Genomic DNA, 26,130 nt, shown 5'->3' with positions numbered 1-26,130 from the left:
GAGGTGGGCGACCATGAAAGAAGCCAGTTTGTCTGACCGGCTGCAGTCGGCGGGCAGGAAAATGCATGTGCCTGCCGGTAAGGTGTATGGTCGCCTGCAGCGCGTGAAGGGGCTTTGTCTTGAAGCCTCTGGCTGTCGTTTAAGTACCGGGCAGCGCTGTCTGGTTGAACGACAGGATGGATCGACTCTTGAAGCTGAAGTGGTCGGTTTTGAAGGTGGGCGCCTGTTTCTTATGCCGCTGGAGCAGCCCGCAAACCTCAGCAGTGGTGACTGGGTTCGCCCGATTCATACCGATACCCGCATCCCGGTCGGTGATAATCTGCTGGGGCGTGTTATTGACGGCGTTGGTCGTCCATTGGATGGCAAAGGTCCGCTGGATGTGGATGACAGTACATCGCTGGAAGGTGAGGCGATAAACCCGTTGAAGCGTCGCCCCATTGCAGAGCCACTGAATGTGGGTATCCGGGCCATCAACAGTCTGTTAACCGTGGGCAAGGGGCAGCGCCTTGGTCTGTTTGCGGGCAGTGGTGTGGGTAAAAGTGTCCTGCTGGGCATGATGACCCGTTATACCAGTGCTGAGATCACTGTGGTTGGACTGGTGGGTGAGCGTGGGCGCGAAGTGCAGGAATTTATCGAGCACAGTCTTGGTAAAGAAGGTATGAAGCGTGCTGTTGTGATTGCCGCTCCGGCTGACAGCTCGCCGGTTATGCGACTGCGTGCGTCCAGATTGTGCCATCGTATTGCCGAGTACTTTCGTGATCAGGGCAGGGATGTTCTGTTGCTGATGGATTCCCTGACCCGCTTTGCCCAGGCACAGCGTGAAGTGGCTCTGGCAGTGGGTGAGCCGCCTGCGACAAAAGGTTATCCGCCTTCGGTGTTCAGTCTTTTGCCGACACTGGTTGAGCGTGCGGGTAATGGTGAAAATGGTCAGGGTTCCATGACAGCGTTTTACACGGTGTTGTCAGAAGGTGATGATCAGCAGGACCCTATTGCTGACTCGGCGCGAGCCATCCTTGACGGACATTTTGTGTTGAGTCGTGAGCTGGCAGAGTCCGGGCATTACCCGGCTATTGATGTTGAACAGTCGATCAGCCGCGTAATGAACCAGGTCACCAGTGATGAGCATCAGAAGCTGGCCCGTCAGTTCCGCCAGACACTGGCGCGCTACAACAAGAACAGTGAAATGGTGGCGCTTGGTGCTTATCGTAAAGGGACTGACCCGATGATTGACCAGTCGATTCAGATGTATCCGGCTATGGCTGGCCTGTTGCAGCAGGGTGTGTACGAGGCTTCAGACTTCCGGCAGTCACTGGATAGTCTGCAGGAGCTCTGGCCCAATGTCCGGCGTGATGCCAAAGTTGCTCAGCCCTAAACGGTGATGGTTGTATGAAAAAACGACGTCAGCTCGATAAATTGAAGATGCTCAGAGAGATGCAGTGTCAGCAGGTTAAGCAGGAACTGGCTGAGCATCAGGGCAGGCTGGCGCAGGAAGAGATGCGCCTTCAACAGCTTGAGGACTATCAGAAGAATTACGTCTGGGATGAGGAGCGGCAGGCTGATGGTCTGCTGCTTAATAGTGCCTATATGATGGCGCAGTCGGTGCATCAGGCGGTATTGCACCAGCGCCAGCAGGTCGATGTGCAACAGGCGCAGTGTCGCGCTTCCCGTAACAAATACACCCATGAACGCTTGCGGCTGCGCACCGCTGAATCCCTTTATAACAGTCATAAAAAAAAGCTGGATAAGAAGGCGGCAAGGCAGGAGCAGAAGGTGTTTGACGAGGTGTCTTCGGTTATGTTGCGGGTGGAGTCTTTTTAAAGGACTCCACCCGCAACATCAATACGTTTAACAGGCGAAGGACTTAATAAGCGTACGACAGTGACACAAAGTGAAGCCTGTTGCGTGAAAACTTTCCTTTAATGTCTGTCAGCCCGTAATGAACCTCTGGCTCGCCCATATCGCGGTATTCATACGCAATACCCAAGCGATGGTTGTTGTTCAGCTGTTTTTCTGCACCAAGGCCAAATGCCCACTGGCGGCCAATGGAGAGGTCAGGCTCCATGTGCTTCTCTTTCACCATTCTGGTGTCATACCTGAAGCCGGTCTGGTATGTCCAGCGATCCTGAGCATAACTCAGCGCTGCGCCAACACTGTAAACATTCTCCATGGTTTTGCCATCGGCTTTACCATAGGCCTTCCAGTCTTCATAAGCGAGACGAACCTTGAGGTTGAGCTGATCACTCAGGTTATGACTGATGCCCAGGTCAACGATGGCGGGCCATCTGGTTTTTGTTCCCATACGGGGAAGGTTGTGATTGGGTTCCAGTTTATAACGGTGGTCAATCTGGCTTTTGTAGTTGGCACTGATATAGGTGCTGTCACTCAGGTCGTACATGGCAGAAAGCATAAAGCCAGGGGCCGTCGAAGAACCGTCTGCTGCAAAGCGATGACTTTCATAACTGGCCTCCAGATCCGCTACCACATGCTGAACCACTATGGCTCCACCCAGTGACAGGTTGGACGATGCCTGATAGCCTGCGGCAAAATTCAGGTTGATGGCCGTGATCGACATTTCATCCATCAGGTTCAGACCACTCAGACCGTTGGTGTACTCCATGCCCAGACCACCTTCTGCATGAAGGGATGTTCCCAGGACTGTGCTGTCACTGATTCGTCGGGCATAGGCCATGCTGGGGGCGAACTGCTGGCCGGAGGCTTTGGTTTTCAGTGATCCGGCCTGAGGCTGTTCGCCGTGAAAGGTATTGGCAACATCAATGTACTGAATACCCAGCGAGTAACTGGAGTCTTCAATGCTGGTCAGTCCCGCAGGGCTGGTAATGGCTGCGGAAGCGTCTTTCCGGTTGAGGGCATTGCCAACTCCGGCTGAAGAGACGCTGTCAAAGGTGGCAACTTCTGACAGTAAAATACCGCCTGCCAGAGCATTCAGCGAGAAGAATGGCAGTGAAAGTAATACAAGTTGTTTTTTCATAGTGAATCAGAATGCAAAAGCCTTCCAGAGGAAGGCTTTATTGAAGTGGTCTCAGATCTGGTAATTGATTTCTATGCGGTGGTCGCCATCCCGATAAGAGATGCTGTTGCTCCAGTTGGCAAAGTAACGGATATTGGTTCGTGGGTTGATCTGGTAGCTGGTTGCAAATTCGTGCATGGTGTTAGAGCCTGCATTCATGAACGCATCAGCACCTGACAGAGGTCTGCTGTACATTGGGTTGTAGTTCAGCCAGATTTTATCGGTCACTTCCAGTTTGCCGTACATTCCGACAATGGCAAACGATCCGGGAACGCTGTAACCACGGTTGTCGTCCCCAATGTTGTTACCAAAAGCAACGCCAGCTCCTGCCAGAGGGTAGATGTTTATACGGCCAAGATTTTTTGGTATTTCCTGAAGGAAGCTGTACGACAGCGTTCCTGATTCAGAGCGAAAGTCGTAATTCAGGTCAAGCTGATTGCCTCGACCTTTACCTTCACCTCTGGAAAAGTCGGCAGTGGTATTACGGAACCGGAAAGAGTCAGCGCTGTTATTCCGGTTGTATGCTTTGCGTTGGTCACTGCCGCCATTCCAGCCGAGAGCGTCGCCTGCCACACCTTTGAGCTCAATAACGTTCATGCCCATTGTGGCAGGATTGCCAGTATCATAGGTTCGACCAATCTTGATGTTCAGACCTTTATCGGTGTAGCCGGCACCGACCTGGGTGTAAACGGCCAGAGGGTCTGACATATCCTGCAGTTCCTCGTCTGCAGTGTCGGCAGAAACCATCGGGCTAATAAAAAGTGCTGCTCCCATCATAAGTGATGACGCAGAGAGAGTTCTGGTGAATTGCATGCAAAAACAGCCTTGAGGGTAGGAAAAATCACAACAAATAATGACTATTTTTCAGTAATTAAAAGGCTGCACCAATGTTGTTATTGATATACCGGATATACCACATTTGTTATTTACTGTGATTTAACACAATCATCATTTTGACAAGGTATCGATCACAAGATTTTGTAACCAGTCAAATCGACAGGAAGCCGAGTGGCGATGGTTGTAAATCAATCCGACTTTTTGTTTCAGAATGTCTTCATGGCAGTTGACATAGACACGGGAGAATTTTTCGTCATTCAGTTCTTTTAACAGGCAGACAGGAGCAACAAAGAGCATGTCTGATGTTTCTAATGCTTTGATAATGGGATTTAACTGCTGACTGCGAAAGCGGGCTTCGACTTTGATACGCGCATCGGCGTACTTCTGAATGGATAGCCGGCGTAGATTGTGATCAGGAATAATTAAAGTGGCAAGCTCGGCAGTAAAGACCTCGTCTTTTTCAATGCGCTTATTGGCCAGAGGATGCCCGGAGCGGCAGAGTAGTCCGAATGTCAGTTCAGCTACAGGTACCTGACGTAACTCTTTGGAGATATCCAGTGGGTAAAAGTTAACGGCAGCATCTATTTCGCCATTGATCAGTTGTGAAACGGTTTCCTGGCTGTAACTGTGCAGCTGCAGTTGCAGCTGTGGTGCGACTTCCCGAACGGCCTGATAGATCTGATAGCCGTGGCTCTCAATAATAAAACCATTCAGTGCCAGTGACAGTTTGCCGGTCTGTTGTGAGGGATCAAAGCGAGTGAGCTGCAGTGTCTGTTCCAGACTGTCCATGATCCGGGGGAGCTGCAGGGCGATCTCTTCAGCTCTTGGGGTCAGTGTCATGTTCCGGGACTGGCGAACAAACAGCGGGTCATTAAGTTCTTTTCGCAGTTTTGCCAGGGTACGGCTGACCGCAGGCTGACTGGTATTGAGACGTTCGGCAGCCCTGTTGGTGTTTTTTTCCTGCAAGAGGATCAGCAGGGCTTTGAGTAGATTCAGATCAAAGGTGGAAAAATTCATGGTCACAATTTCCCTGTGGCTGAAATCTTCAGGTACAGAGCTTTCTGGCTTTAATTTGGCTGTTCGGAAGCGAGCTTTCGAAGGTCTTTAAGAACGATGGAACCAGAACAGGTACGAATCGCGTTTAGTTCTTCGCACTCCTTGAGGGCGAGACTGACCGTGTTGCGTGACATGCCCAGCAAGCTGGCCAGCTGGCTTTTGGTAATGGGAAGCTCGGATTGCCGTGTGATCTGGAAAAGGGAAAACAGTGCTTTCTGAACTTTTGCACTTTTGTCGCGTTCTTTGCCGAAGAAAGTCAGGTTCGAGAACGCTAGCAGTTTTTTGGACAGTGAACAGGCCATAGCCTGATTGAACTCGATATTCTTTCTGATCAGTTGATGAACCTCATTGGGAGGCAGGCATAAACAGGTGACTTCCGACAGGGTATAGGGGTGAGTATTAAAAGGCTGTTCGTGATAAAAACAGGCTTCATTCACCGGACTGCCGACAGAAAGAATGCCAGCCAGCTGCTCCGTTGCATCGGGATTATCTCTTATCAACATCAGGTTGCCCGACGGGTGCAATTAAAAGTGTTCTATCCAGTGGCTTTCCAGTACTTATTCCAGTCACCATTAGCCCTTAAAGTTCTAAGGTTCAACATATCGTGAGCATGCTCTGGTTTCCACCATGCTCCGGGAAGTTTCAACCGGGTTTGAACAACAGAACGATTGGAGCTCTCTATTTCACCTGAACCGATAGGCAAATTGGCAGCTTCTGCCGCCTGATAATCAAATTGTCCGGGACGATTCCTGATATAGCGATGACACTCTTCCGATTTGTTGGCTTCCTTTCCAACCTTACCGTTACGATAAGGCTCAAGCTCTGCCAGAACTCTCTCTGACTCACCTGCTTTCATTCTTGTTTTTTGTTCATCAGTCCATTTTTTACGGGCTTTTTCATCTTTTCCAATGCACTCTTTAGCAGCATCTGCGATGTACTCACAAAGGTGATAGTAATCCACCAGAAAACTTCCCTGAGATGCGAATACGCGGTCTGCCTGGCTGGCAATCCACTTAGCCCCATCACTTACACAATGAATAGATGACTGCCGATTCAAACCTTGCTCAATAGCGCAACTCAACCACTGATCGCCTGCTTCACCGGGCTCTCCCATAACTACACGATGTCGCTTATCGCAACTTCCTTGTTCATAAACCAAGCAAAGCTTGGCCTCTTGCCAGTCAACTTTTCTGGCCTTGCGCTTGTCGCCTTCAGCTTCTTCATCAAAAAGAACCACTGGAATCATGCTGCCGTCCATTTCACCAATCAGCTGCTTGCCTTCTCCTACACATTCCTGACAATTTTTCAGGGAAGCTTTAGATTGCTCACTCATGCAGCGGGCGTGACCCAGGGTAATGGCTCGTACTGATGACTCAGGTACGATAACGCCATAATGCTCTTCCATTTTCTGTGAAGCTGTTGCAAAAGAACTGTCTGATGCAAAATCCACCAATCGCCGTTGTAACGGTAAAGAGTAGTCACGACAGTGGATATGGGCATTCTCGGAAAAAGGGCGTATACGATGCCCTGCAACGGTCAAGCATCGCTCACAGAGACGAACTTTGCCGTAAGTGGTCATCCAGTGGAGGTCTTTTTTTTAGTATTTGATTCAGAGTGAAGATCGTGGGCCTCTTCAAACTTTTGCTTCTCTTTATGGGCTCCCCAGTCCGTCAGAAGCTCATTCCCCAGTTCTTTAAGGTTTTCAATGACAGCTTCCTCTGCTTCATCAGCCCGGTCAAGATGACCGGACTTGGCTTCTACCAGACTGATCAATTCAGATACTCTTTTTTCAAGCTCTGGATGGGCAGCAAGTTTTTCCGCAAGGGTTTTGGAAGTAGACATGGAACGCATCGGGTGAAAAATGAACTCTTAGCATTATGGCCAAGTTCTGGGAAATTGCTGACCGGGGAACACTTTTAATTGCACCCTTGCCCGACAGTATGAACATCATTTGTCGATGCATTTCGCCCTGCAAACCAAGCCTTACACCCTTGGCGTAAGTGCGAATTTTTCCATGGTTAATAAGGGCATTACTTAAGGAGTCGGAATATCCGAATTCGCTTTTCAGAATTTCTTGCACGTTCAGTTTCATGTCATTACAGCGTACGGTCAGTCATTCAAATCGGGTAAATAACGGCTTTGTCGGTGCTTCCAACGCTGAATCTGTAAAACGGTCATCAGTCTGACCAGCACACAGACTCTTGCCGGGCGGTGACGGTTGGCAAGACTGGCAGAGTTGGGCAGTGGCCAGTCGTGCAGGTATAGACTGTTGCATCGTTGCCAGTGTAAATAGCCATTTTGCAATGATAGCGAGCTGCCAAATACTGCCGTAAGCAATAGCAGGCAGGATACCCAAAAGGGATGACTAACCAGGGTTGATTTAAAGAGGGCTACAAAATGATGGAAACGACGTGCGACAGTTTTTCTAAAGTACCAGCAGACCGCTGAAACCAGTAGCAGGCTGATTATCGCAATAAACATCGGATCAAAAAGAAAACGACTCTGTCGCAGTCTGAGTTCTTCACCGCCGGCTACTGAGCTGGCAACTTCTACGGTGACAGAAGGCAGGCTTACCGTTTTGAATTGTTTATTCTGCAGATCCCACCATTGCAGCTCAACCCCGGGCAGTGTCAGGGTGCCGCTTTCGTCAAAACGGTAGACCCAGATTTCCTTGCGCAGTCCACCCGTTAATCGTCCCCGGGGTTCCGTATGGTTGGTGACTTCAGCGGATGCCTGATAGCCTTGCACGCTGACAGACTCAGGTAGTGCGTCCAGCCCGGGAATCAATGAACCAAGCGTACCCCGGGCAGAAACAGAGACCTCGCGAACCACCTGATCACCCACTTTGAGCCCTTCGATGGATGACAGTGACTGGCTCAGGCTGACGTCATCGGCCGGAAAGAAAGATGTATTGTTGTTAACAGAGCTGTTGCTGGCAGACTCAGGCAGCTTTACTCGAACATTCAGGACAGGTGTCTGGTGCAAGCGTGCCTCAGTGTCGTGTGCTCTGGTCAGCCAGACGTCGTGGGGCGCGATCGTCAGGTTACCTGGCTGTTCCGGTACTAACCAGTAATAGCGGTTAACACCGCTGAAGGTGGTTCGCCCGGAGCGTCGGGAGAAATTACCCTGTTCTTCACTGCTGGACAGAATGACGGCACCATCAACCTGCCAGTCAGGCATCAGGGGTGGGCTGGTAAACCAGCTGTCGGAACCGAGTTGCCAGTCCATGCGAATGACCTGCCGGGGTACCACGTCCAGTGTCAGACCTGATTGTTGGCCATCCAGTGTTTTCAGGCTTCCTTCTATTATGACCTGAGCCTGTGTGGGTGCGGTCCAGATAACTAACAACAGTACTATGGCTGATAAGCGCTTATTCATGGGCATTACCTGCTGACACTTCGTGTTGAAAGCGATTTCGTAACAGCTGTTCAGGTGTCATTTCCAACCCTTCCAGCCAGTTCAGGGGATTTAGCAGACCACCCGGTACCTCAAGTGTTGCATCAATGCCGTGTTCTGCCAGTTCACTCTCAACAAAGCCATCCGCCTCATCCTCACCCCTGTCCATCAGCGCCTGATCGTCCAGACGTTGTTTTCGGTATTTTTCCAGTGTCACCATCACTTCAGCCACTGCCTGATAATTAGCGCTGATCAGAGCATCCTCAGGGTGAGACTGAACCAGTTCGGCAAGCAGTTCATACGCTTCATCCCAGTATTTAAGCTGGGCATAGCTTAAGGCTTTAAAGTGTCTGCTCTCATGGGTATCAACCTGACCAAACTGCTGTAAGGCTGGTAACCAGTCACCTGCCTGATAATAAGCAACACCTTTCAGGTAATGGTCTGAATAGAGGCTTGCCGCTCTGGCATAATCACCACGATTGAAAGCCATTTGTCCCTGCTGGTCCGGCGTAAAAAACCAGTCCCGGCTGGCTTCGGCCTCTGGTGTTCCGGTAGCAAACAGAATGACCAGGGCCAGCAACCTCACACCTTTTCGAAACCAGAACGACAGGGCAGGCAGCAGCAACAGCACCAGATAGCGACCATAATCGGCCCAGAGAAATTCAGGGTTATCAACCTGAGAACGAATTAGATTGTGTGTCAGGCGGGCGCTGATAACCTGTAGGTCGTTATCATTGGTTTCCATCAGTACGGTGGGTACTCCCTGTCGTTGCAGTGTACGAAAACTGTCTACTGACATTTGTGTTTCGACCAGTCGGTTCGTTGTCTGCAGGCTGGCACCTTCAGCGGTGCCTGTTGCCCATATCTGGATACCATGGCCGGAAGCAAACTGACGCACGACAGTAACCTCCTGTTCAGTCAGGTGACTGGTAATCAGGAGTACTGAGCCGGGAATATCGTTGTGCTGCATCGCTTCGCTGACCTGATCGAGTGCTGATGACAGTGCCGATGTTCCGCTAAGTCGTACCGGCATAACACTGGATGACAGCCCCTGTAAATAGAGATCATGAAATACCCAGTCACTGGAGGCCGGTGTGACCTGATGGGCAGTATCTGCGTAAGCATAAATTGAAAACTGCAGATTCGGCAGCTGTTGCGCCAGTGTCACCAGCTTATACTTACTGTGCTGTAAGCGGGTTGGCTTGATATCATCGACATTCATGGAAGCCCGACTGTCGAGTACCACATATACGACGCCTTCCTGTTCAAACCCTTCGGGCAGTTCACGGTGCCAGCTGGGTCCGGCCAGCGCCGAACTGGCCACTACCAGCACAATACCGGACCACTGTTGTACGGAGAGTCTGGCGCTGCCCGCCATTGACAGCAGCATATGTGGCTGCATAGCCCGGTGAATCAGCCGGGACCAGTGTCTGCGTTCGCTGTTCCGGTTGCTCCCTTTGATGATCAGTATCAGCGCAGGAAGCAGTAATAACAGCCAGCCGGGGCGCAGAAAATGAAAATCTGTCATCCACTCCATAATGATCAGGCCTCTTTTCTACGGTGCAGGGTATTGTTCAGTGACAGCAATGCCAGCAATGCAAACATCAGGGCTGCCAGTGCCAGCGGGTAGTGAAACAGGAATTCATGCTGTGACCAGTATTGAGGGTCGTTATCAGACACCAGCAGACTATCCAGTTCCTCAAATATTCCCTGCAGGCTGTCATGGTTATCACCCACAAACACCTGACCTCCCGTCATACCTGCGATGGTTTCCAGCATTTGCAGGTCGATGATCTCTTCCTGACTGGCTCTTTGATTAATGCCCTCGCCGGGATCAACCTGTCCGAAAGCGATGGCGTGAACGGTTACATCATGGTCGGCCGCCAGACGGGCTGCTGCCTGTGGTGGCAGGGATGAGGCGGTATCACTGCCATCGGTCAGCAGGATAACCACCTTCTCCGGTACATTGCTCTGCTCAAACAGAGTAATAGCGACTCCGAGTGCGTCACCGATAGCGGTTTGCTCTCCCGCGATACCGGGATAAATTTCATCAGTCTTTTGTTGCAACAGCGCGGTGTCGGACGTGAACGGCACATAAGGGAATGCCTGAGAGCCAAACACGGCCAGACCAAAACGCTCGGTCTCCCGTTCCTGCAAAAATTGATTCACAACCCGCTGCACCGAGTCCATACGGCTGATGCGCTGTTCTTCCGCAAACTCTTCAATGAAGATGTCGCGGATATCCATGGAGCCGGAAACATCCAGTGCCAGCAGAATTTCCCGTGACACTTCAATATGCTCAATGGGTGGCCCCAGACGATAGGGTTGCGCGGCGGCGACCACCACCAGTATCCAGATCAGGCTACGCAGTAACCGTTCGGACCATGCCGGAGGTGCAGACTGTCGGGCACCTGTCTGATGACTGATCGGTAATGCCAGCAGCTTTTGCAGTTGGGGAATTCGTAACGCCAGACGGGGTGGTCGGTACAGTGGCAGCCAGCGGGCTGCCAGCCATGGCAGGGGTAACAGTAGCAGCAGCGGCTGCCAGCCAAACGAGATGGACTTAAGAAGTAGTATGATTTCAGACATGAGGGTATGTCTTCACCCATTCGCTTAATACAGGAAACAAGGAATCGTCGACCACGTCTCCGGGCGGCCGGTAACGGGCAGCCAGCAGATGATCAAGCTGTGTTGATGTCAGGCTGAGGTTCAACTGGTTAAGCAGCTGTTCGACTGACTCTTTCGCCGATCCTCCAGCCAGCAAGGATTTGATCACATCTTTGTCTATGGACAGTCGGGCGACTCGTAATATGAGGGTAAAAAGGCCACTCAGGTCTTTATCACTGGCTGCCTGATCAATGATGTTCAGAGCCTCAGTACGCCAGACATTCTGCAGTTGCTTTGCCTTGTGGTTGAGCCAGAGTTTTCCGGCAATAACCAGCAATAAAGCCCCCAGCCACAACCAGCCTGTGGTTTGCGGAATCAGACTGACAGGATCAGGTAAGCCCGGAGTCAGCAACTCAGCAGACTGATAGGTATTTAACGGATCCAGAAACGGTAATTCGACCATATATTCCCTGAGCCTCATCAAACAGACAGGTGTCGTGATAGCTGAATCATCAGTGGCTCACTGGTGTTTACCTGAAGTGACAGGGCACCACAGCGCACCATGTGGTCATCGACGGTTTGCAGTCGCTGCTGCCGTTGTTTTTGCAGGGTTTGATTGGTCTTTTTATTACCAAGATCAAACTCGGCCTGATTGCCCGGTTCACATAACAGGTACTGACCGCTTTCAGGCCAGTGTTCATCAAGGAAATCGTGTACGGTTACCGCAATAACACTGCTGCGCTGGTTCATACGCTCCAGTAGTAGCCACCCACTGTCGTCCAGACCAATAAAGTCACTGATCACTACCAACTGACCGTTGCTCAATGCCCGCTGTTCGGTCCATGCCAGCGCATCGACCAGCTGTTGAGGGTTCGATGGCACGTCATTATTAGCCCGCAGTCGCTGGTTATAGCGGACTAATGGCATAAATAAACTCTGGCAATTGAGCGGCACGACTCACTGCCGATGTTGGTGTGATTCCCTGATCATCAAAAATCAGCATTTCCACCTTTTCGCCCAGCAAGGTGGCGACCCAGGCGAACAGTCCGGCCAGGGTAGCTGCGGCATAGGATTTGGTCATCAGCCGGGTGCCGAGAAACATATCCTGACGCTGATCCACCAGGATCACCATGGGGGTTTCGCGTTCCTCGGTAAATAGCTTCACATGGGGCTTTTGTAGCCGGGCCGTCATTTTCCAGTCAATATGGCGGGGGTCGTCTCCCCACTGATAAGGGCGTACTTCGTCAATATCCAGACCATTGCCCCGAATGCGGGTACGGGATCGCCCCTGTAACAGGCTGCGCAGCCGCTCTCTGCTGGTCAGCCCCAGCCCAAGGACTTCAGCCTGAAGCGCCATAAGGCGGTCAACGTCAGTGTAGAGATCAACCGTCACTGCTCTTAACCTCTCAGTACGCCATCAATCAGGGTATCGATAATGGAATCCGCAGTTTGTTCCAGCATCTGGGCTTTATAGGACAGAGCAATACGGTGACGAAGGGTAGGTTTGGCCATGGCTATCACATCTTCCGGAATGACATGGTCACGACCTTCCAGCCAGGCCTGAGCCCTGGCGGTATGTTCCAGTGCCAGACTGCCACGGGGGCTGGCACCATAGCGCAGGCTTTCGGTTAAAGAAGCATCAGTTTCCGTCGGCTCGCGGGTGCCATGAATCAGGTCAACAATCAGCTGTTCCACGGCTTCAGACACATAAACGTCATTGACTGCCTTCCAGCAGGCTGAAACAGCTTCCTGAGATAATGGCTCTATTGCCTGTTGTTCTTCTGCTGTCGCGGTTTGAAGGCGCTTTTCCTCCCGCACGATACGGAGCACTTCGATCTCATCCTGCCTGCCCGGATAGTTGACCTGTACTTTTAATAAAAAGCGATCCAGCTGGGCTTCCGGCAGGGTATAGGTCCCTTCCTGTTCCACCGGGTTCTGGGTGGCGAGCGTCAGGAAAAAAGCGGGCAGTGGATGGGTATGTCCGGCTACCGTTACCTGACGTTCTTCCATAGCTTCGAGCAGGGCAGCCTGTACTTTGGCCGGAGCACGGTTAATTTCGTCGACCAGAATGAGATTCCCGAAGATCGGGCCTTTCCTGAATTCAAAGCCCTGTTCTGCGCCCAGATAAATTTCGGTGCCAGTGACATCCGATGGCAACATGTCTGGCGTAAACTGGATTCGGGAAAAGCTGCCTTCTACCAATGTGGCGAGCGTTTTAATGGCTCTGGTTTTTGCCAGCCCCGGCATCCCTTCGAGCAGAACATTACCCCGGCACAGCATGGCAATGATAAGGCTGCGTGCTACTTCATGCTGGCCGATAACGGCCTGATTAAGAGCGTGCTCAACGGACAATAACTGCTGACGACAATCCACCTGATTTAGTCTCCATCCTGAATTTATTGGCAATAAAAAGTACGGTTTCTTGTTGGCTATTGCCGGGCAAGTGGCAGTTTGCCCTGCTTAACCAGCGTTGCAATGCCCACCAACATCGGCGCTGCATACTGATAAAAGGCATGCATACCGGAACACAGGTAATTCAGTCCGGGTTCGCCATCTTTGGTTTTCAGCAGGCGATTCTTTGGACACTCACCCCAGCAAAGGCGCAGGAAGTGACATTTCTTACACTGTTTTGGCAGGGTATTGCGTTTGCCCAGTCCGAAGGCTTTCTGACGATCGGAAATGACCATGTCCGCCAGCGACATATCGTGAATGTTAGCCAGCTCATATTCCGGGTAGACATAGTGGTCACAGGAATACACCTTGCCATCGTGCTCCACAGCAGCACCCTTACCGCAGAACTCGGCGGTTGCGCAGATTTGTGCCGGTTTACCCAGAGTCTGGGCGACAGCGGTCTCAAACAGGTTGACCAGTACCCGTCCCATGTCGTTATTAACCCACTCTTCAAAGGTCACTTTCAGGAACTCACCCCAGTCATCGGCATCGACACTCCAGTCATGGACCACAGACAGTGGATGACCGGGCTTGCAGCGTGGGGAATCCTGCACCGGTATCATGCTTTCACTCCAGAACTGCGGCGCAGTGGTGGTGAAGTCTTTTGGTTCAACGCATGGCGTAAACTGGACATACGTCGCACCCACTTCACGGGTCAGGAAGCGGTACACTTCCAGTGGGTACTTAGCGTTGTAACGGTTAATCACAGCCAGCACATTAAAACGAACGCCATGACGTTTCATGCAGTCAATAGCCGCCATGACCTTGTCGAAGGTCGGCTTGCCACTGCGCATTTTTCGGCACTTGTCGTGCAACTCCCGGGGGCCATCAATGGAGATGCCGACCAGGAAATTATTCTCTGCCAGAAATTCGCACCACTTGTCATTCAGCAGAACGCCATTGGTTTGCAGGTCGTTCTCAATACGAACGCCTTGTGGCTGGTACTTCTTCTGTAATGCCACTACTTTTTTGTAAAAATCCAGTCCCATCAGTGTGGGTTCACCGCCCTGCCAGGAAAAGACGATCTCTTCGCCGTCCTGACTGTCAATGTAATTGGCAATGAAACGTTCCAGGGTCGCGTCGTCCATAACCGGTTTTTTGGGTTGCTGCAGCAGGTCTTCTTTATGCAGATAGAAACAGTAGTCGCAGTCCAGATTACACTGGGCTCCGGCGGGTTTGGCCATCACATGAAAACGACGCTGGTAGGCAGGTGTGGGTGACAGGTCTTTTTTGGCGGACGGTAAGGGCGTTACTGGAATTAAGGTACTGGCCTTCATAAATGGTTCAATCGAGGGAATACAAGAATAAGGCAGCCCTGAATATTCAGAACTGCCTGATATTTCGGAGCTCTTAAGCTGGAAATACAGCCAACCATTTTTACGGCTAGGGTTCGGCTGCATTTCTGCTCAGGGCTGTTTGGAAACTTATCTATTAACAGACATCTGATTCATACGATTCATTGCTTCCAGAGCATCATCAATAGTGAAAGATGCCGGAGTCATACGCTGTGGGTACTCAGCAAAAGACTCAATGGTTGGCTGCATTTTGCCCATGATGTCAAACATGTGGTAAAGGCGCTTCTGGTACCATTCTTCATAGCCCCAGCCCTTGTCTGCCCGTTCAAACGGATCGATCTTCAGATCGTACATTCTGGGACCACGAAGACGAGTGAAAGGACGGCGCCATACATCCTGGCCATTCTCAGCTTCCTGAATCATGAAATGAATCTTGAAGCGTTCATTACGAACTGCCAGCAGATCACCATCATCAGAGAAGTACCAGAACTGGTCACGAGGGCCTTTCTCTTCCTTACCAGCGAAGTAGTTGGTCATGTCGTAACCGTCCAGATGGACATTGTACTCTTTGCCATTACTGGATTTATAGCCATCAAGCAGCTGCTGTTTGATATTTGGGTTGCCCGCTGCGGAAAGTAACGTCGGGAACATGTCTTCATGGCTGACAATATCACCAAAGCGGCTACCAGGCTCAATAGTACCAGGCCACTTCATCAGGGCAGGTACACGGAAACCGCCTTCCCAGCCGGTGTTTTTCTCACCGCGGAACGGTGACATACCCGCATCAGGCCAGGCCATCAACTGGAAACCGTTGTCAGTGGTAAACATTACAATGGTGTTGTCATCAACGCCCAGCTCTTCCAGCTGATCCAGCAATTCACCGACATAATCATCCAGTTCGCGCATACCGTCGGCATACAGGCCGTTACCGGAAATGCCCTCATATTTCTCGGACAGATGAGTAAAATGGTGCATACGAGATGGGTTGAACCAGGCGAAGAATGGCTTGTCTTCCTTCACCGCGCCTTCAATAAACTCTTTGGTTGCTCCCAGGAATTCCGCGTCAACGGTTTCCATACGCTTACGGGTCAGAGGGCCGGTATCTTCGATCTTGCCATCAGCTGATGAGCGGATAACACCGCGAGGACGTGCCACGGTATCCGGATAGTCCGGCATTTCCGGCTCTTCTTCCGCATTCAGGTGGTACAGGTTGCCAAAGAACTCGTCAAAACCGTGGTTGGTTGGCAGGAACTCGTCACGGTCACCCAGATGGTTTTTACCAAACTGACCGGTGGTGTAGCCCAGATCACGGAGCATCTGCGCCATGGTTGGGTCTTCTTCGCTGATACCTCTGTCAGCACCTGGCATACCCACCTTGGTTAATCCTGTGCGGTAAGGCATCTGTCCCAGAACAAAGGCGGAGCGACCTGCAGTGGAACTCTGCTGGGCGTACCAGTCAGTAAACAGAGCACCTTCTTGGGCGATACGGTCAATGTTAGGTGTGTCATAACCCATCATACCCTGGTGGTAGGTGCTCAGGTTCCAGTAACCAACGTCATCGGCCATGATGACCAGAATGTTCGGTTTCTCAGCAGAAGGTGCCGGTGCGGCGTGTGCGCCAGTGCCTGCGAGCGCAGCGCCTGCCATTGTTGCGGCCAGAGCCGTCCGTTTAAATAGTTTTTTCATCCATAGTCCCCATAGTGGATGGGCAGCATTATCCTATGCTGCTACTGCCATCACGTGGGGAGTATAAAGATACAAAAGTTGGAGATTTGCACTCAGAGTGCAAAAGAAGAGGCTTTTTGTGCTTGTGCCGGAATATTTCACAATGGCAGGAGTGGAAGGTATTTAATGGGGTGTCTTCTATTATGTTATGCAGTCGGTAATCAGTAAGAGTGAACGACTATGGATCATCCTTCCCCCAAAACGACCCAGATATCATTGAGAGACGACGTCTGCCTGTATACTCATAACTGGCATGGTGAAAATGTCCAGAACCTGATTATCATGGCGCACGGTACTATCGTTAACAGGCGTTCAGCTCAGGGGATTTTGAGGCGCGTATTCAGAAAGTACCAGATCACAACGCCATCATGGACAACGCTGTTCTTCTATGCCCCGCATGGCACTGTTACTCGTAGCTGGCATGATTATTATCTGGTTGGTAAATATCCTCCTTTGGAGGCTTATCTGTCTGGTGAAAAAGTGTTCAATTATGATTTGCATTATGATGGCGACTATACAAAACCCGGATTAATAAGATCGTATTTAAGAAAAAGTCGACCCCTTAATGACCCGGATTTGAGCCATCATCCTTTTCGGGTGTTTGATATTTTAACAACACCGACATGGTTCTTTCGTTCGGTCAGTCTTGAAACCGTACTCCGATTGCTTTATCAGACAGGGCGCACCTATCCCAGAATTCATTGCTCATTTTGTCGCTATGAAGAAGGAACGTTAACGCGTGAATACAGGCCTGGTTATCACAACCTGTCTGACTCGTGGGTTATGGTTGATCGGGAAGATTTGCCTCCGTGAAAATGAATATCTACCGCGCTGACGCAAGCCTGGTGGTGTTGGCAGTCAACCACATCAGGCTTGTTTGTTCAGGATGGAACGGCTGGATGTCTGTTCCTGGCCTGAGCTGGAATAGGTTTTGTTATTACCGCCCTGTACCGGAAGCTGGCTCAGTATTTTTTCTGCCATCTTGTTTTGTAGTGTTAATGCCTGGCTGTTCACTTTATTGATGATCTGGCAATCTTCCACGAGTTCTACCAGCTCCTGCCAGTCTTCCCTGATTTCCTCTCTGTGAGCTGTTGTCAGCCTGTCCAGAAACGCTTCCATGCCGATTCGGGTATTATTCAGCCCTGTCTCTTTCATGGCATTGGACCGTCTGGTGCGATTTTCCCGTGCTTTCAGCATTAATGAGGTGATGTTCTGTGCCGATTCGGCTAGTCCCTGATGGTCCCGGTTCAGTATAAAAGTCTGTTGCTGTTCCAGAAGTTCGTGCAGCTCGCTGTATAGATCAAGGTCCTGCTGAATCGTTGCTATTACGGTCTGCTCTCGCTGGCAGGAAAGTTGGGGAGCTTGTTGAGGAAATTGCATGCTAACTCAGTCATCAAATAATGTGAGTTCAAACTCAAGCATTTTCTGTGCCAGCTTCTGGTGATCAATTGTCATCTCGCCGTTCTGAATAGCCTGCCGGATTGCTTCGACTTTAGCTTCGTCAATATCGGGCGCGGAGCTGGCCTTGCCTTCTGCTTCTGTAAGCAGTGTTGAGGTTGAGCTGATGGACAGGGTGCCGTCGGTATCGACTTCCGGCTCTCTGTTCTGAGTTTTTTTCCGGGAGCTGCTGCTCACCAGTTGCAGGTGGTTAATGTCTGTAATCGTGGTCATAGAATCGCTTTTCTATCGTTGCACAGCAGCTTTAAACAGCATAAACCTGATGTGCAGATGTCGTCGTTGTCTGTTTCCGGAAACGACCAAGTTACGGAAATATTAAGCGCTACGGAAATATTAAGCGCTGCGGAAATATTAAGAGTTATAGAAACATTAAGCGAAGATCATAAAACTCTGACTTCGTTGTTTCCGGAAACCATGCCGCGAATGGTTTTACCACTGGACAGGTTGCGTACCCTGATCTGTTGATTCAGCCTTCCGTCTTCCAGTGCTTCGCCGGGCATGCTGATGCTGAAGTCTTCACTGCCGGCGACAATAGCGATACGGTCTCCCCGGCGAATCAGGCGGGCTTCCTGCAGGGCGTTCGGGGTAATGACATCACCCGCCCGAATCCGTCGGCTCAGTTGCTGGTTGGTAAAGCTGCTGCTGTCCATCAGGTAGCCACGGCGCAGCTGGCTGACATCCATCTCTCTTAACGTAACGTCACTGTCGCTGATGGTGTCTCCCCTCGTCAGGCTGCGGGTGGCGACCAGAACCGGAACAAACAGGCTGATATGGCCTCTTGCGTATAAAGACCAGCGGCTGGGTTGTGAGCATTCAATTCTGATGCGCTGGCTACCTGCTTCCATTCCGTTCAGGAACGTAATGTCGGGTCTCGTTTTGCAGCGGTCGACAGGTAGTGATGGCAGACTGTCGAGGCTGCTTTCGTAACGGCTGTTACTGATTTCCCGGCTCAGTTCCAGAGCTTTTTCTTCCAGGGCTTCATGTACCCAGAGTTCCAGTAACTGTTTTTCGGTGCTTTCAGTCACTGCTGGCCGGGCCATTGCGGGGGTGACTGGCATAAGAATAATTATGCATAAAAAGTACACGATAACAGTCGTTATTAGCGTGTTTTTTTTCTGGCTGAACCTTTGAATGTTTATGCGGAATGTCATGGTGTTTTTTTCACAAGAGGAAATAGATTTCCGCTGTTTTCGCCCTGTTTGCTGTCAGAAGGGTGAATAGACAGGCAAACCGTTTAATGGTCGGCCCGGGCTGAATCATACCAGTATCGGCGAGAATGACTATTGAGTGATTTTACATAGCTTTTTATATCGCTGGTTGCTTTTTCAGTTAGGGATTGCCGAGATTGCTTTGTTTTCGGGTAGGGTGTTGTACCTAAGGGGGGTATTTTGGCATGCTATTTGCTTTTTCCGTTTGCTTTTTATTTTAGCTACTTAGCGTTGTTTGAATTGTGTTGTCTATCCGAGGTTGAAATGGCCATTAGCTTTGAAAATGCGCTGGGGGTGTTGCCCGGTACATTGCAGTATCGAACCCAGCGGGCAGAGGTGCTGGCAAGCAATATTGCCAACGTTGACACGCCTGGGTACCGGGCGAAAGACCTGAGCTTTGATCATATCCTGGGGCAGCAGCAGGCACAGTTGCGACTGCAACAGAGTGACAGTCGTCATATCGCTCTGCCCGGAACAGAGCTGGAAGAGTCCGTGGTTGAACGTGATGTACGACAGCCTTCAAGTGATGGCAACAGTGTTGAACTGGGTGTCGAACAGGCTGCTTTTATGCGTAACAACATGGAGTTTCAAACCAGCTTTACCTTTTTGAATATGAAGATGAAAGGTCTGCAGCGTGCCATCAACGGTCAATGACCAACCGCAAGACCGACTGGAAGTAAGTAATCCTTTATGTCCCTGAATACTATTTACGACATTGCCGGGTCCAGCCTGAATGCCCAGACCCTGCGCCTTAATACCATTGCCAGCAATATGGCCAATGCGGAAACCGCAGCTGCATCCCCTGACCAGGTGTACCGCGCCCGTCGACCGGTGTTTTCTGAAGTGATGCAGTCTGCACAGATGGAACTGGGCAGTCAGGTTGAAGTCAGCCAGGTGATGCAGAGTCAGGCTGACCCCCTGATGCGATACGAGCCCAATAATCCGCTGGCTAATGAAGAAGGTCATGTGTTTTATCCGAATGTGAATGTTGTCGCGGAGATGGCCGATATGATGAGCGCTACCCGCAACTACCAGACCAGTGTCGAGGTGATGAGTAACGCACGTCGTATGCAGGAACGACTGCTGACTCTGGGGCAGTGATGACAACAGTAATCAAAGTAATCAGTATTTTGCGTCATTTTTTCTCTGTCCTGTTGCTGGGTGTACTGGCAAGCGCTTCAGTCAGTGCCAGTGTTAACACTCTGGACAGTGATGCCTTCCTGAATATGTTGCTGGTACAGCTGCAGTATCAGGACCCCACGGCCCCTATGGACAACGCCCAGATGGTGTCTCAGCTGTCTGACCTGACCATGATGGAGCAGAACGCTGAGCTGGTTCATGCCATGAATCAGCTACGTGACCAGATGTACCAGTCCCAGGGCTTATACGCTTCGAATCTGGTCGGTAAAGAAGTGATGGTCATTGCCAACCTGTTCAAGGTTGAGGACGGCCGGCTGCCAGCTGGTGAGGTTCTGCTGAACTATGCCGCCAGTGACCTGAACATTGAGATATATAAGCAGGATGATGATCCGGAAGAGACTGATCCTGTTGATACTCTCCCGCTAGGCGAGCAGACAGAGAGTGGCAAGGTGCCTTATGACCTGAACGATCTGGGAAAACCGCTGGAAGACGACACTTATATGATGTACGCCTATGCCGTAGTGGATGGTAACGATCTGGAGCAGGCTGTTATTCAGCGCAGTGTTGTATTGAGTGTGGTTATTCCAGGTGGTGGGCAGGATGTGCTGGTTGATGTGAAGGGTATTGGTCTGGTGCCTCTCTACAGTATTACCGAGTTCCAGGGCGATTATGTTGCCGGGGGTGGTGATCAGCCCGGAAAGCCGGAGCATTTGCCAAGTCCGGGGCCGGGTGTTGACCCCTTCGCCAGTCTGGCAGGTCATATGGAAAAGACTGTGCGTGATGGCGAACGCTGGACCATTAATCCTTTTTATAAACCCCAGAGTATGCGCTCGAATGAACGGCAGAAGAGTCAGCCGGTTTCACATCGGGATGCCATGTTCAGGCGGGTCAGATAGTTTTTGACAAGATAGTTTTTGACAAAGTTTTTAACCGAATAACAGAAACCGAGTGGGAGTCGTACTCAATGTCAATGAATACCGGAGTTAGCGGTCTGAATGCCGCCAGTGAAAGCCTGAACACCATCAGTAATAACATCGCCAATGCTAATACCACGGGCTACAAGTCCATGGATGCCCAGTTCGCAGACGTTTATTCGTCAACAGGTGGTGGCGGTGTTTATGTTGCTGCGGTGGAAACGAATTTTGCCCAGGGTGATTTGCTGTACACCACCAGTGCAACCGATTTGGCCATTGAGGGAGATGGCTTCTTTATTATGGAAGACGCTAACGGACAGCAATACTACACCCGCGCCGGTAACTTCAGTACCGACAAAGACGGCTATCTGGTCAATCACCAGGGGCAGAAGCTGATGGGTTTTGCGGTCGATGAAAACGGTAATGTCATCGAAGGCCAGCTGGTTGAGCTGGCAGTTGATACGGCAGATCAGGGGGCTCAAGCCACGAACCAGGTCGATCTGACTGCTAACCTGGATGCCCGTGCTGAAGTTCCGGGTGTGGATTTTGATCCTGAAAATCCGGAATCCTACAACAGTACAACCACGACCACGGTTTATGACAGTCTGGGCAATGAGCAGCAGCTCACGGCTTATTATGTCAAGAATGAGGCGGATGGTGAGTGGACGGTTCACTATGAGATGGATGGTGAGCCGGTTGGTGAACCTCAGACCATGCAGTTTGACGAAAATGGTCAGCTGGTCAGTGAAGGAACGATCACGGTTGAAGGTATTGATATCAACGTGTCTTCTTTCAGCCAGTATGCCAGTGATTTCTCTGTGACCACAAACACTCAGGATGGTTACGGACCGGGTTCATTCCTGGGTATCACTATTTCTGATGAAGGTGCTATTGTTGCCACCTATTCTAACGGCCAAAGTCGTATACAGGGGTACGTTGCCCTTGCCAGCTTCCCTAATAATGGTGGACTGGCTGCGGCGGGTAATACCAGCTGGACGGAAACACCTGAATCCGGTGACGCTATTATTGGACTGCCGGGCAGTGGTTCCAGGGGAACACTGACCGGCAGTGCGCTGGAAAACTCCAACGTTAATATGAGCGGTGAGCTGGTGGATATGATCGTGGCGCAGAGTGCTTATCAGGCGAACACCAAGACCATTTCTACGGCCAATGAAAACACCCGTTATCTGCTGAATGCATTCTAAGCGGGGCTGAAGCGTAATGGATAAGGCGTTATATACCGCGCTCAGTGGTGCGACCCGGGCAATGCACTCTCAGCGAATGCATGCCAATAACCTGGCTAATATCTCCACCGATGGCTTTCGTGCTGATTACCTGAATGCGGTGTCTACCCTGGTTCGGGGGGAAGGAGAGCAGACCCGGGTGCATGTCTCCAATGGGGAGCAGTGGACGGACCTGAGTAAAGGTCAGTTGTCTTATACTGGCCGGGAACTGGATGTTGCCATACAGGGTGAAGGCTGGCTGACACTGGTTAATGACGAAGGTGAGGAAGCTTATACCCGTGATGGCAGCTTTTTTGCCGACGCCGATGGTGTGTTGCGTAATGCCCAGGGTTGGATGGTCGCCGGTGAGGGTGGCCCGATTCAGGTGCCGGATTATGAAAAGCTGACAGTGGGTGCTGATGGTCGTGTTTCTGTGGTGATGAACGGTGCTGCGGAGAACGAGGTCTTTATGGTGGGGGTCATGCGTCTGGTTAATCCGGAAGCGGGTGATCTGCAAAAGGGTATGGATGGCCTGTTCCGTGTCGAGGAAGGTGTCAACGTGCCTGAGGATGAAGCGGTTACCCTTGTCAGTGGCTATCTGGAAGGCAGTAATACTAATGCGGTGGCAGAGATGGTGGCGGTCACCAACCTGAGCCGGAACTTTGAAATGCAGCTGAAAATGATGTCGTCCGTTGAGCGTGTTGCACAGGCGGGTGATGAGTTGCTGAAGCGTTAATTTATCAACAGGCTGGTAGCGGCTCTTGTTAAAGAGAAGTGCCAGCCTGTTTTTTATTGTGAGTGTTTGCTAATGAATCCAGCTTTGTGGACCGGTCAGACAGGTCTGACCGCTCAGGATAAGCAGCTGAGTGTTATTTCCAACAACCTGGCTAACGTCAATACCATTGGTTTCAAGCGTGACCGGGTGGTATTTGAGGATCTGTTTTATCAGGTTCAGCGACAGCCGGGTGCAGATAATACGGAAGGCAACCAGATTCCTAATGGTATTCAGATGGGTACCGGTGTGCGTGTGTCGGGTACCCAGAAAGTATTTACCACCGGCTCTTATGTCACTACCTCCGATCAGCTGGATATGGCAATTGAGGGGCAGGGTTTTTTTCAGGTGTTGCAGCCTGACGGAACCATGGCCTACACCCGTAATGGTCAGTTTCACCTGAATTCGGACGGACAGATGGTGACCGCCAACGGTTATCCACTGGAGCCGGCGATTGAGATTCCGGAAGATGCGTTGTCTCTGACAGTGGGTGCTGATGGCCTGGTCAGTGCAACTCTGGCCGGTGATCCGAACCCTCAGGAGCTGGGTCAGATTACCCTGGCGAACTTTGTTAACCCGGCGGGTCTGAGTGCGTTGGGTGGTAACCTGTTTGCGGAAACGGCTTCCAGTGGTATGCCGTTTGAGGCGATTCCGGGCGAAGACGGTGTGGGCGCTGTAAAGCAGTACACGCTGGAATCTTCCAATGTCAACATGGTGGAAGAGATGGTGAACATGATTACCGCACAGCGTGGTTATGAAATGAACGCCAAGGTGATTTCTGCTGCGGACGATATGCTGCGTTTTGCTAACCAGACACTTTAATGTCTGTGGGAATTAAGAGAGCTTTTGCATCAATGATGAGTTCTACGAAAAAAGCTCTGTTGCCGGTTATGGCGATCTTTTTGACGGGGTGCGTGACCACGCCGTCGTCAGGTCCTAAGGAGGCTGATCAGGCAGCCACTCCGGAGCAGATGTTTGAGATGATGGCGCTGCCCATGCCGGATGCGGAGTCCCAGGACGTGGTGAATGGTAGCCTTTTTAATGCTTCATACAGCAATAGCCTGTATGAAGATCGCATGGCTTACCGGGTTGGGGATATCCTGACAGTTGTGCTGGACGAAAAGACCCGGTCGAATACCACATCGGGTACCGATTTTAAAAAAGACAACTCGGTGAATTTGCCGGGTCCGCTGTTGTTTGGTCGTAAGGAGCCGGACTCGGGAATCTCTATGGATCGTCGTTTCAGTGGTAGTGGCTCCAGTTCGCAGGAGAATATGCTGGACGGTTCCATTACGGTATCCGTTCTGAAGGTGTTGCCTAACCGCACGTTGCTGGTGCGGGGGGAGAAGTGGCTGACCCTGAATCAGGGGGATGACTATATCCGCGTGTCCGGCATTCTGAGGCCAGAGGATATTGCGCCGGATAACAGTGTGTCATCCCAGCGGCTCGCCAGTGCGCGACTGGTCTTTTCAGGCGACGGGCCGCTGGCGGATGCCAACGAGGCAGGCTGGCTGATGCGCTTCTTTAATAGTCCTGTGATGCCGATGTGAGGGTTGTCGTGTGTTAAAGCTATTTACAAGAACCGTCAGTGTGTTGGCGGCATCGTTGACGCTACTGTTGACGGTTGCCCCGGTCCCTGTTCAGGCTCAGTCGTCGTCGCGTCGACTGATGGATATGGTCGATATCATGGGGGTTCGGAGCAATGAGCTGGTGGGTTATGGTCTGGTAGTGGGTCTTGACGGTACGGGTGATAAAACCCGGCAGACGCAGTTTACTGCCCAGTCCATGAATAATATGTTGCGCCAGCTGGGTATTCAGATGCCGGAAGGGGCCAACCCGAACCTGAAGAATATTGCGGCGGTGTCGGTCACCGCTACCCTGCCACCGTTTGGTAGTCCGGGTCAGACTATTGATGTGACGGTGTCGTCCATTGGTGATGCCAGCAGTCTTCAGGGTGGCACTCTGCTGTTGTCTCAGCTGAAAGGTGCTGATGGTGAGGTCTATGCGCTGGCGCAGGGCAGTCTGATTGTCACTGGCATGTCGGCGCGGGGTAACAGTGGCTCCAGTGTTACGGTGAATATTCCTACGGCCGCCCGTATCCCTAATGGTGCCATTATTGAACGTGCAGTTCCCAGCGGATTTGCGGCAAAAGACTATGTAGAGCTGAATCTGCGTTCCCCGAACTTTACGACAGCAGGCAATATTGTTCGTGCCATTAATGAAAAGTTTGGTCCGGAAACGGCTCAGGCTGAGAACGGTGCGACCATTCGTGTTGGGGCTCCGGCTGACCCGAGTCAGCGTGTTGCTTATATGTCCGTGCTGGAAGGTATGCGAATTGACGAGGGCGAAACCATTGCCAAAGTAGTTCTGAACAGTCGTACCGGTACGGTGGTGATGAATGAGCATATTCGTCTGCGCAGTGCTGCGGTGAGTCACGGTAATCTTGTGGTTACTATTCGGGAAAGCTTTGATGTCAGTCAGCCGCCCGGTTTCAGTGGTGGCGATACGGTGGTGATGCCTGATTCAAACATTGTTGTTGATCAGGGTGATAAGCACCTGTTTATGGTGCCGGAAGGCAACTCTCTGCAGGATGTGGTGAATGCCATTAATGCGGTGGGTGCAACACCGGCAGACCTGATGGCGGTGTTGCAGGCGCTGGAGCAAGCGGGTGCTTTGCAGGCAGAGCTGGTAGTTATTTGATAGTGATCTGATGGATATTTTGACGTTACAGAGTGTTTCTGCCCAGTCGGCGGGTGCAATAAAACCAGCTATTCGCGAAGCGGACTCAGAAGATCAGGCCTTGCGCTCCGCTGCGCAGGATTTTGAAGCGATGATGGTAGAGCAGATGCTGAAAAGTATGCGGGCGGCTAATGAGGCGCTGGCAGAAGATGGACTGCTGAGCAGTCGTGAGCAGAAGTTCTGGCAGGAGTTTCAGGATTCTCAGCTGGCTATGGAGTTGGTAAGAAGTCAGGGGCTGGGGCTGGCAGATGCTATTTTTGCTCAGGTTCAGGATAAATAGG

Annotated in this window: 30 protein-coding genes; 12 read left to right on the top strand and 18 right to left on the bottom strand. The window is 51.2% G+C overall.

Annotation, left to right across the window (positions count from 1 at the left end; translation table 11 throughout):
• The first annotated feature begins 13 nt into the window (after positions 1-13).
• Together fliI and V5J35_RS01720 are read left to right on the top strand one after the other, a co-directional pair.
• The gene (gene fliI, locus V5J35_RS01725; RefSeq protein WP_354009613.1) at positions 14-1,372 is read left to right on the top strand and encodes a flagellar protein export ATPase FliI; all 1,359 of its coding nucleotides are present in this window, start codon (positions 14-16) and stop codon (positions 1,370-1,372) included.
• A 14-nt stretch (positions 1,373-1,386) separates the two neighbouring features.
• Positions 1,387-1,818, top strand: coding sequence for a flagellar FliJ family protein (locus V5J35_RS01720; protein WP_354009612.1), 432 nt, complete (start codon positions 1,387-1,389; stop codon positions 1,816-1,818).
• A gap of 43 nt (positions 1,819-1,861) precedes the next feature.
• Here V5J35_RS01720 and V5J35_RS01715 read toward each other — a convergent pair whose 3' ends face one another.
• The 15 genes from V5J35_RS01715 to V5J35_RS01645 form a co-directional block, all read right to left on the bottom strand.
• Positions 1,862-2,989 carry an OmpP1/FadL family transporter gene (locus tag V5J35_RS01715; RefSeq protein ID WP_354009611.1) on the bottom strand — a complete coding sequence of 376 codons (1,128 nt, stop codon included), beginning with the start codon at positions 2,987-2,989 and terminating at the stop codon, positions 1,862-1,864.
• 51 nt (positions 2,990-3,040) lie between these two features.
• The gene (locus V5J35_RS01710; protein WP_354009610.1) at positions 3,041-3,841 is read right to left on the bottom strand and encodes a hypothetical protein; all 801 of its coding nucleotides are present in this window, start codon (positions 3,839-3,841) and stop codon (positions 3,041-3,043) included.
• 135 nt (positions 3,842-3,976) lie between these two features.
• Entirely contained in the window at positions 3,977-4,882 is a 906-nt protein-coding gene (locus V5J35_RS01705; protein ID WP_354009609.1) for a LysR family transcriptional regulator, read from the bottom strand.
• A gap of 50 nt (positions 4,883-4,932) precedes the next feature.
• Positions 4,933-5,424: a Crp/Fnr family transcriptional regulator gene (locus tag V5J35_RS01700; RefSeq protein WP_354016247.1), complete on the bottom strand. Its 492-nt coding sequence runs from the start codon at positions 5,422-5,424 to the stop codon at positions 4,933-4,935.
• Between the two features lie 32 nt (positions 5,425-5,456).
• Positions 5,457-6,500, bottom strand: a complete 1,044-nt coding sequence (locus tag V5J35_RS01695) for a UPF0236 family transposase-like protein (RefSeq protein ID WP_354007956.1) — start codon at positions 6,498-6,500, stop codon at positions 5,457-5,459.
• Entirely contained in the window at positions 6,497-6,763 is a 267-nt protein-coding gene (locus V5J35_RS01690; protein WP_354007673.1) for a hypothetical protein, read from the bottom strand. The genes V5J35_RS01695 and V5J35_RS01690 overlap by 4 nt, the downstream gene beginning before the upstream one ends.
• Positions 6,764-7,030: 267 nt before the next feature.
• The gene (locus V5J35_RS01685) at positions 7,031-8,299 is read right to left on the bottom strand and encodes a hypothetical protein (protein WP_354009607.1); all 1,269 of its coding nucleotides are present in this window, start codon (positions 8,297-8,299) and stop codon (positions 7,031-7,033) included.
• Positions 8,292-9,845, bottom strand: a complete 1,554-nt coding sequence (locus V5J35_RS01680; protein ID WP_354009606.1) for a VWA domain-containing protein — start codon at positions 9,843-9,845, stop codon at positions 8,292-8,294. Before V5J35_RS01680 ends, V5J35_RS01685 begins: the two co-directional genes overlap by 8 nt.
• A gap of 14 nt (positions 9,846-9,859) precedes the next feature.
• Positions 9,860-10,906 carry a VWA domain-containing protein gene (locus tag V5J35_RS01675; RefSeq protein WP_354009605.1) on the bottom strand — a complete coding sequence of 349 codons (1,047 nt, stop codon included), beginning with the start codon at positions 10,904-10,906 and terminating at the stop codon, positions 9,860-9,862.
• Complete coding sequence (locus tag V5J35_RS01670; RefSeq protein WP_354009604.1) at positions 10,899-11,387, bottom strand: DUF4381 family protein; 489 nt, start codon at positions 11,385-11,387, stop codon at positions 10,899-10,901. The genes V5J35_RS01675 and V5J35_RS01670 overlap by 8 nt, the downstream gene beginning before the upstream one ends.
• A gap of 17 nt (positions 11,388-11,404) precedes the next feature.
• Complete coding sequence (locus V5J35_RS01665) at positions 11,405-11,851, bottom strand: DUF58 domain-containing protein (protein WP_354016246.1); 447 nt, start codon at positions 11,849-11,851, stop codon at positions 11,405-11,407.
• Positions 11,832-12,317, bottom strand: a complete 486-nt coding sequence (locus tag V5J35_RS01660) for a DUF58 domain-containing protein (RefSeq protein WP_354016245.1) — start codon at positions 12,315-12,317, stop codon at positions 11,832-11,834. Before V5J35_RS01660 ends, V5J35_RS01665 begins: the two co-directional genes overlap by 20 nt.
• 5 nt (positions 12,318-12,322) lie before the next feature.
• Positions 12,323-13,297, bottom strand: coding sequence for an AAA family ATPase (locus V5J35_RS01655; protein WP_354009602.1), 975 nt, complete (start codon positions 13,295-13,297; stop codon positions 12,323-12,325).
• 56 nt (positions 13,298-13,353) lie between these two features.
• A complete protein-coding gene (locus V5J35_RS01650; protein WP_354009601.1) occupies positions 13,354-14,652 on the bottom strand; it encodes an anaerobic sulfatase maturase in 1,299 nt (432 codons plus the stop codon).
• Positions 14,653-14,799: 147 nt separating this feature from the next.
• The gene (locus V5J35_RS01645) at positions 14,800-16,356 is read right to left on the bottom strand and encodes an arylsulfatase (RefSeq protein ID WP_354009600.1); all 1,557 of its coding nucleotides are present in this window, start codon (positions 16,354-16,356) and stop codon (positions 14,800-14,802) included.
• A 219-nt stretch (positions 16,357-16,575) separates the two neighbouring features.
• On the opposite strand from V5J35_RS01645, the gene V5J35_RS01640 reads away from it, so the two are divergent.
• Complete coding sequence (locus V5J35_RS01640) at positions 16,576-17,208, top strand: putative adhesin (RefSeq protein WP_354009599.1); 633 nt, start codon at positions 16,576-16,578, stop codon at positions 17,206-17,208.
• Positions 17,209-17,262: 54 nt separating this feature from the next.
• Here V5J35_RS01640 and V5J35_RS01635 read toward each other — a convergent pair whose 3' ends face one another.
• The 3 genes from V5J35_RS01635 to flgA form a co-directional block, all read right to left on the bottom strand.
• The gene (locus V5J35_RS01635; protein WP_354009598.1) at positions 17,263-17,775 is read right to left on the bottom strand and encodes a flagella synthesis protein FlgN; all 513 of its coding nucleotides are present in this window, start codon (positions 17,773-17,775) and stop codon (positions 17,263-17,265) included.
• Positions 17,776-17,781: 6 nt separating this feature from the next.
• On the bottom strand, positions 17,782-18,066 hold the full coding sequence (gene flgM / locus V5J35_RS01630) for a flagellar biosynthesis anti-sigma factor FlgM (protein WP_354009597.1): 285 nt from the start codon (positions 18,064-18,066) through the stop codon (positions 17,782-17,784).
• Positions 18,067-18,233: 167 nt separating this feature from the next.
• Positions 18,234-18,911 (bottom strand): flagellar basal body P-ring formation chaperone FlgA, encoded by a 678-nt coding sequence (gene flgA, locus V5J35_RS01625; protein WP_354009596.1) that lies wholly within the window; start codon positions 18,909-18,911, stop codon positions 18,234-18,236.
• Between the two features lie 414 nt (positions 18,912-19,325).
• On the opposite strand from flgA, the gene flgB reads away from it, so the two are divergent.
• The 9 genes from flgB to V5J35_RS01580 all read left to right on the top strand — a co-directional run bounded on the left by flgB (position 19,326) and on the right by V5J35_RS01580 (position 26,129).
• Positions 19,326-19,715 (top strand): flagellar basal body rod protein FlgB, encoded by a 390-nt coding sequence (flgB, locus tag V5J35_RS01620; RefSeq protein WP_354009595.1) that lies wholly within the window; start codon positions 19,326-19,328, stop codon positions 19,713-19,715.
• A gap of 36 nt (positions 19,716-19,751) precedes the next feature.
• Complete coding sequence (gene flgC, locus V5J35_RS01615; protein WP_354009594.1) at positions 19,752-20,162, top strand: flagellar basal body rod protein FlgC; 411 nt, start codon at positions 19,752-19,754, stop codon at positions 20,160-20,162.
• A complete protein-coding gene (locus tag V5J35_RS01610) occupies positions 20,162-21,097 on the top strand; it encodes a flagellar hook assembly protein FlgD (protein WP_354009593.1) in 936 nt (311 codons plus the stop codon). The genes flgC and V5J35_RS01610 overlap by 1 nt, the downstream gene beginning before the upstream one ends.
• 68 nt (positions 21,098-21,165) lie before the next feature.
• A complete protein-coding gene (gene flgE / locus V5J35_RS01605; RefSeq protein WP_354009592.1) occupies positions 21,166-22,320 on the top strand; it encodes a flagellar hook protein FlgE in 1,155 nt (384 codons plus the stop codon).
• Positions 22,321-22,336: 16 nt separating this feature from the next.
• The gene (gene flgF / locus V5J35_RS01600; RefSeq protein ID WP_354009591.1) at positions 22,337-23,074 is read left to right on the top strand and encodes a flagellar basal-body rod protein FlgF; all 738 of its coding nucleotides are present in this window, start codon (positions 22,337-22,339) and stop codon (positions 23,072-23,074) included.
• A gap of 72 nt (positions 23,075-23,146) precedes the next feature.
• The gene (flgG, locus tag V5J35_RS01595; RefSeq protein ID WP_354009590.1) at positions 23,147-23,932 is read left to right on the top strand and encodes a flagellar basal-body rod protein FlgG; all 786 of its coding nucleotides are present in this window, start codon (positions 23,147-23,149) and stop codon (positions 23,930-23,932) included.
• A gap of 32 nt (positions 23,933-23,964) precedes the next feature.
• The gene (gene flgH / locus V5J35_RS01590) at positions 23,965-24,660 is read left to right on the top strand and encodes a flagellar basal body L-ring protein FlgH (RefSeq protein WP_354009589.1); all 696 of its coding nucleotides are present in this window, start codon (positions 23,965-23,967) and stop codon (positions 24,658-24,660) included.
• 10 nt (positions 24,661-24,670) lie between these two features.
• Positions 24,671-25,810 carry a flagellar basal body P-ring protein FlgI gene (locus V5J35_RS01585; protein ID WP_354009588.1) on the top strand — a complete coding sequence of 380 codons (1,140 nt, stop codon included), beginning with the start codon at positions 24,671-24,673 and terminating at the stop codon, positions 25,808-25,810.
• A gap of 10 nt (positions 25,811-25,820) precedes the next feature.
• Positions 25,821-26,129: a rod-binding protein gene (locus V5J35_RS01580; RefSeq protein ID WP_354009587.1), complete on the top strand. Its 309-nt coding sequence runs from the start codon at positions 25,821-25,823 to the stop codon at positions 26,127-26,129.
• The last annotated feature ends 1 nt before the right edge of the window (position 26,130 follow it).

This window comes from Endozoicomonas sp. NE40, from assembly GCF_040549045.1.
In the GTDB taxonomy this organism is placed as follows: Bacteria; Pseudomonadota; Gammaproteobacteria; order Pseudomonadales; family Endozoicomonadaceae; genus Endozoicomonas_A; species Endozoicomonas_A lisbonensis.
The sequence above is the reverse complement of the archived record's forward strand: the minus strand, read 5'-3'. Positions and strand labels throughout refer to the sequence as shown.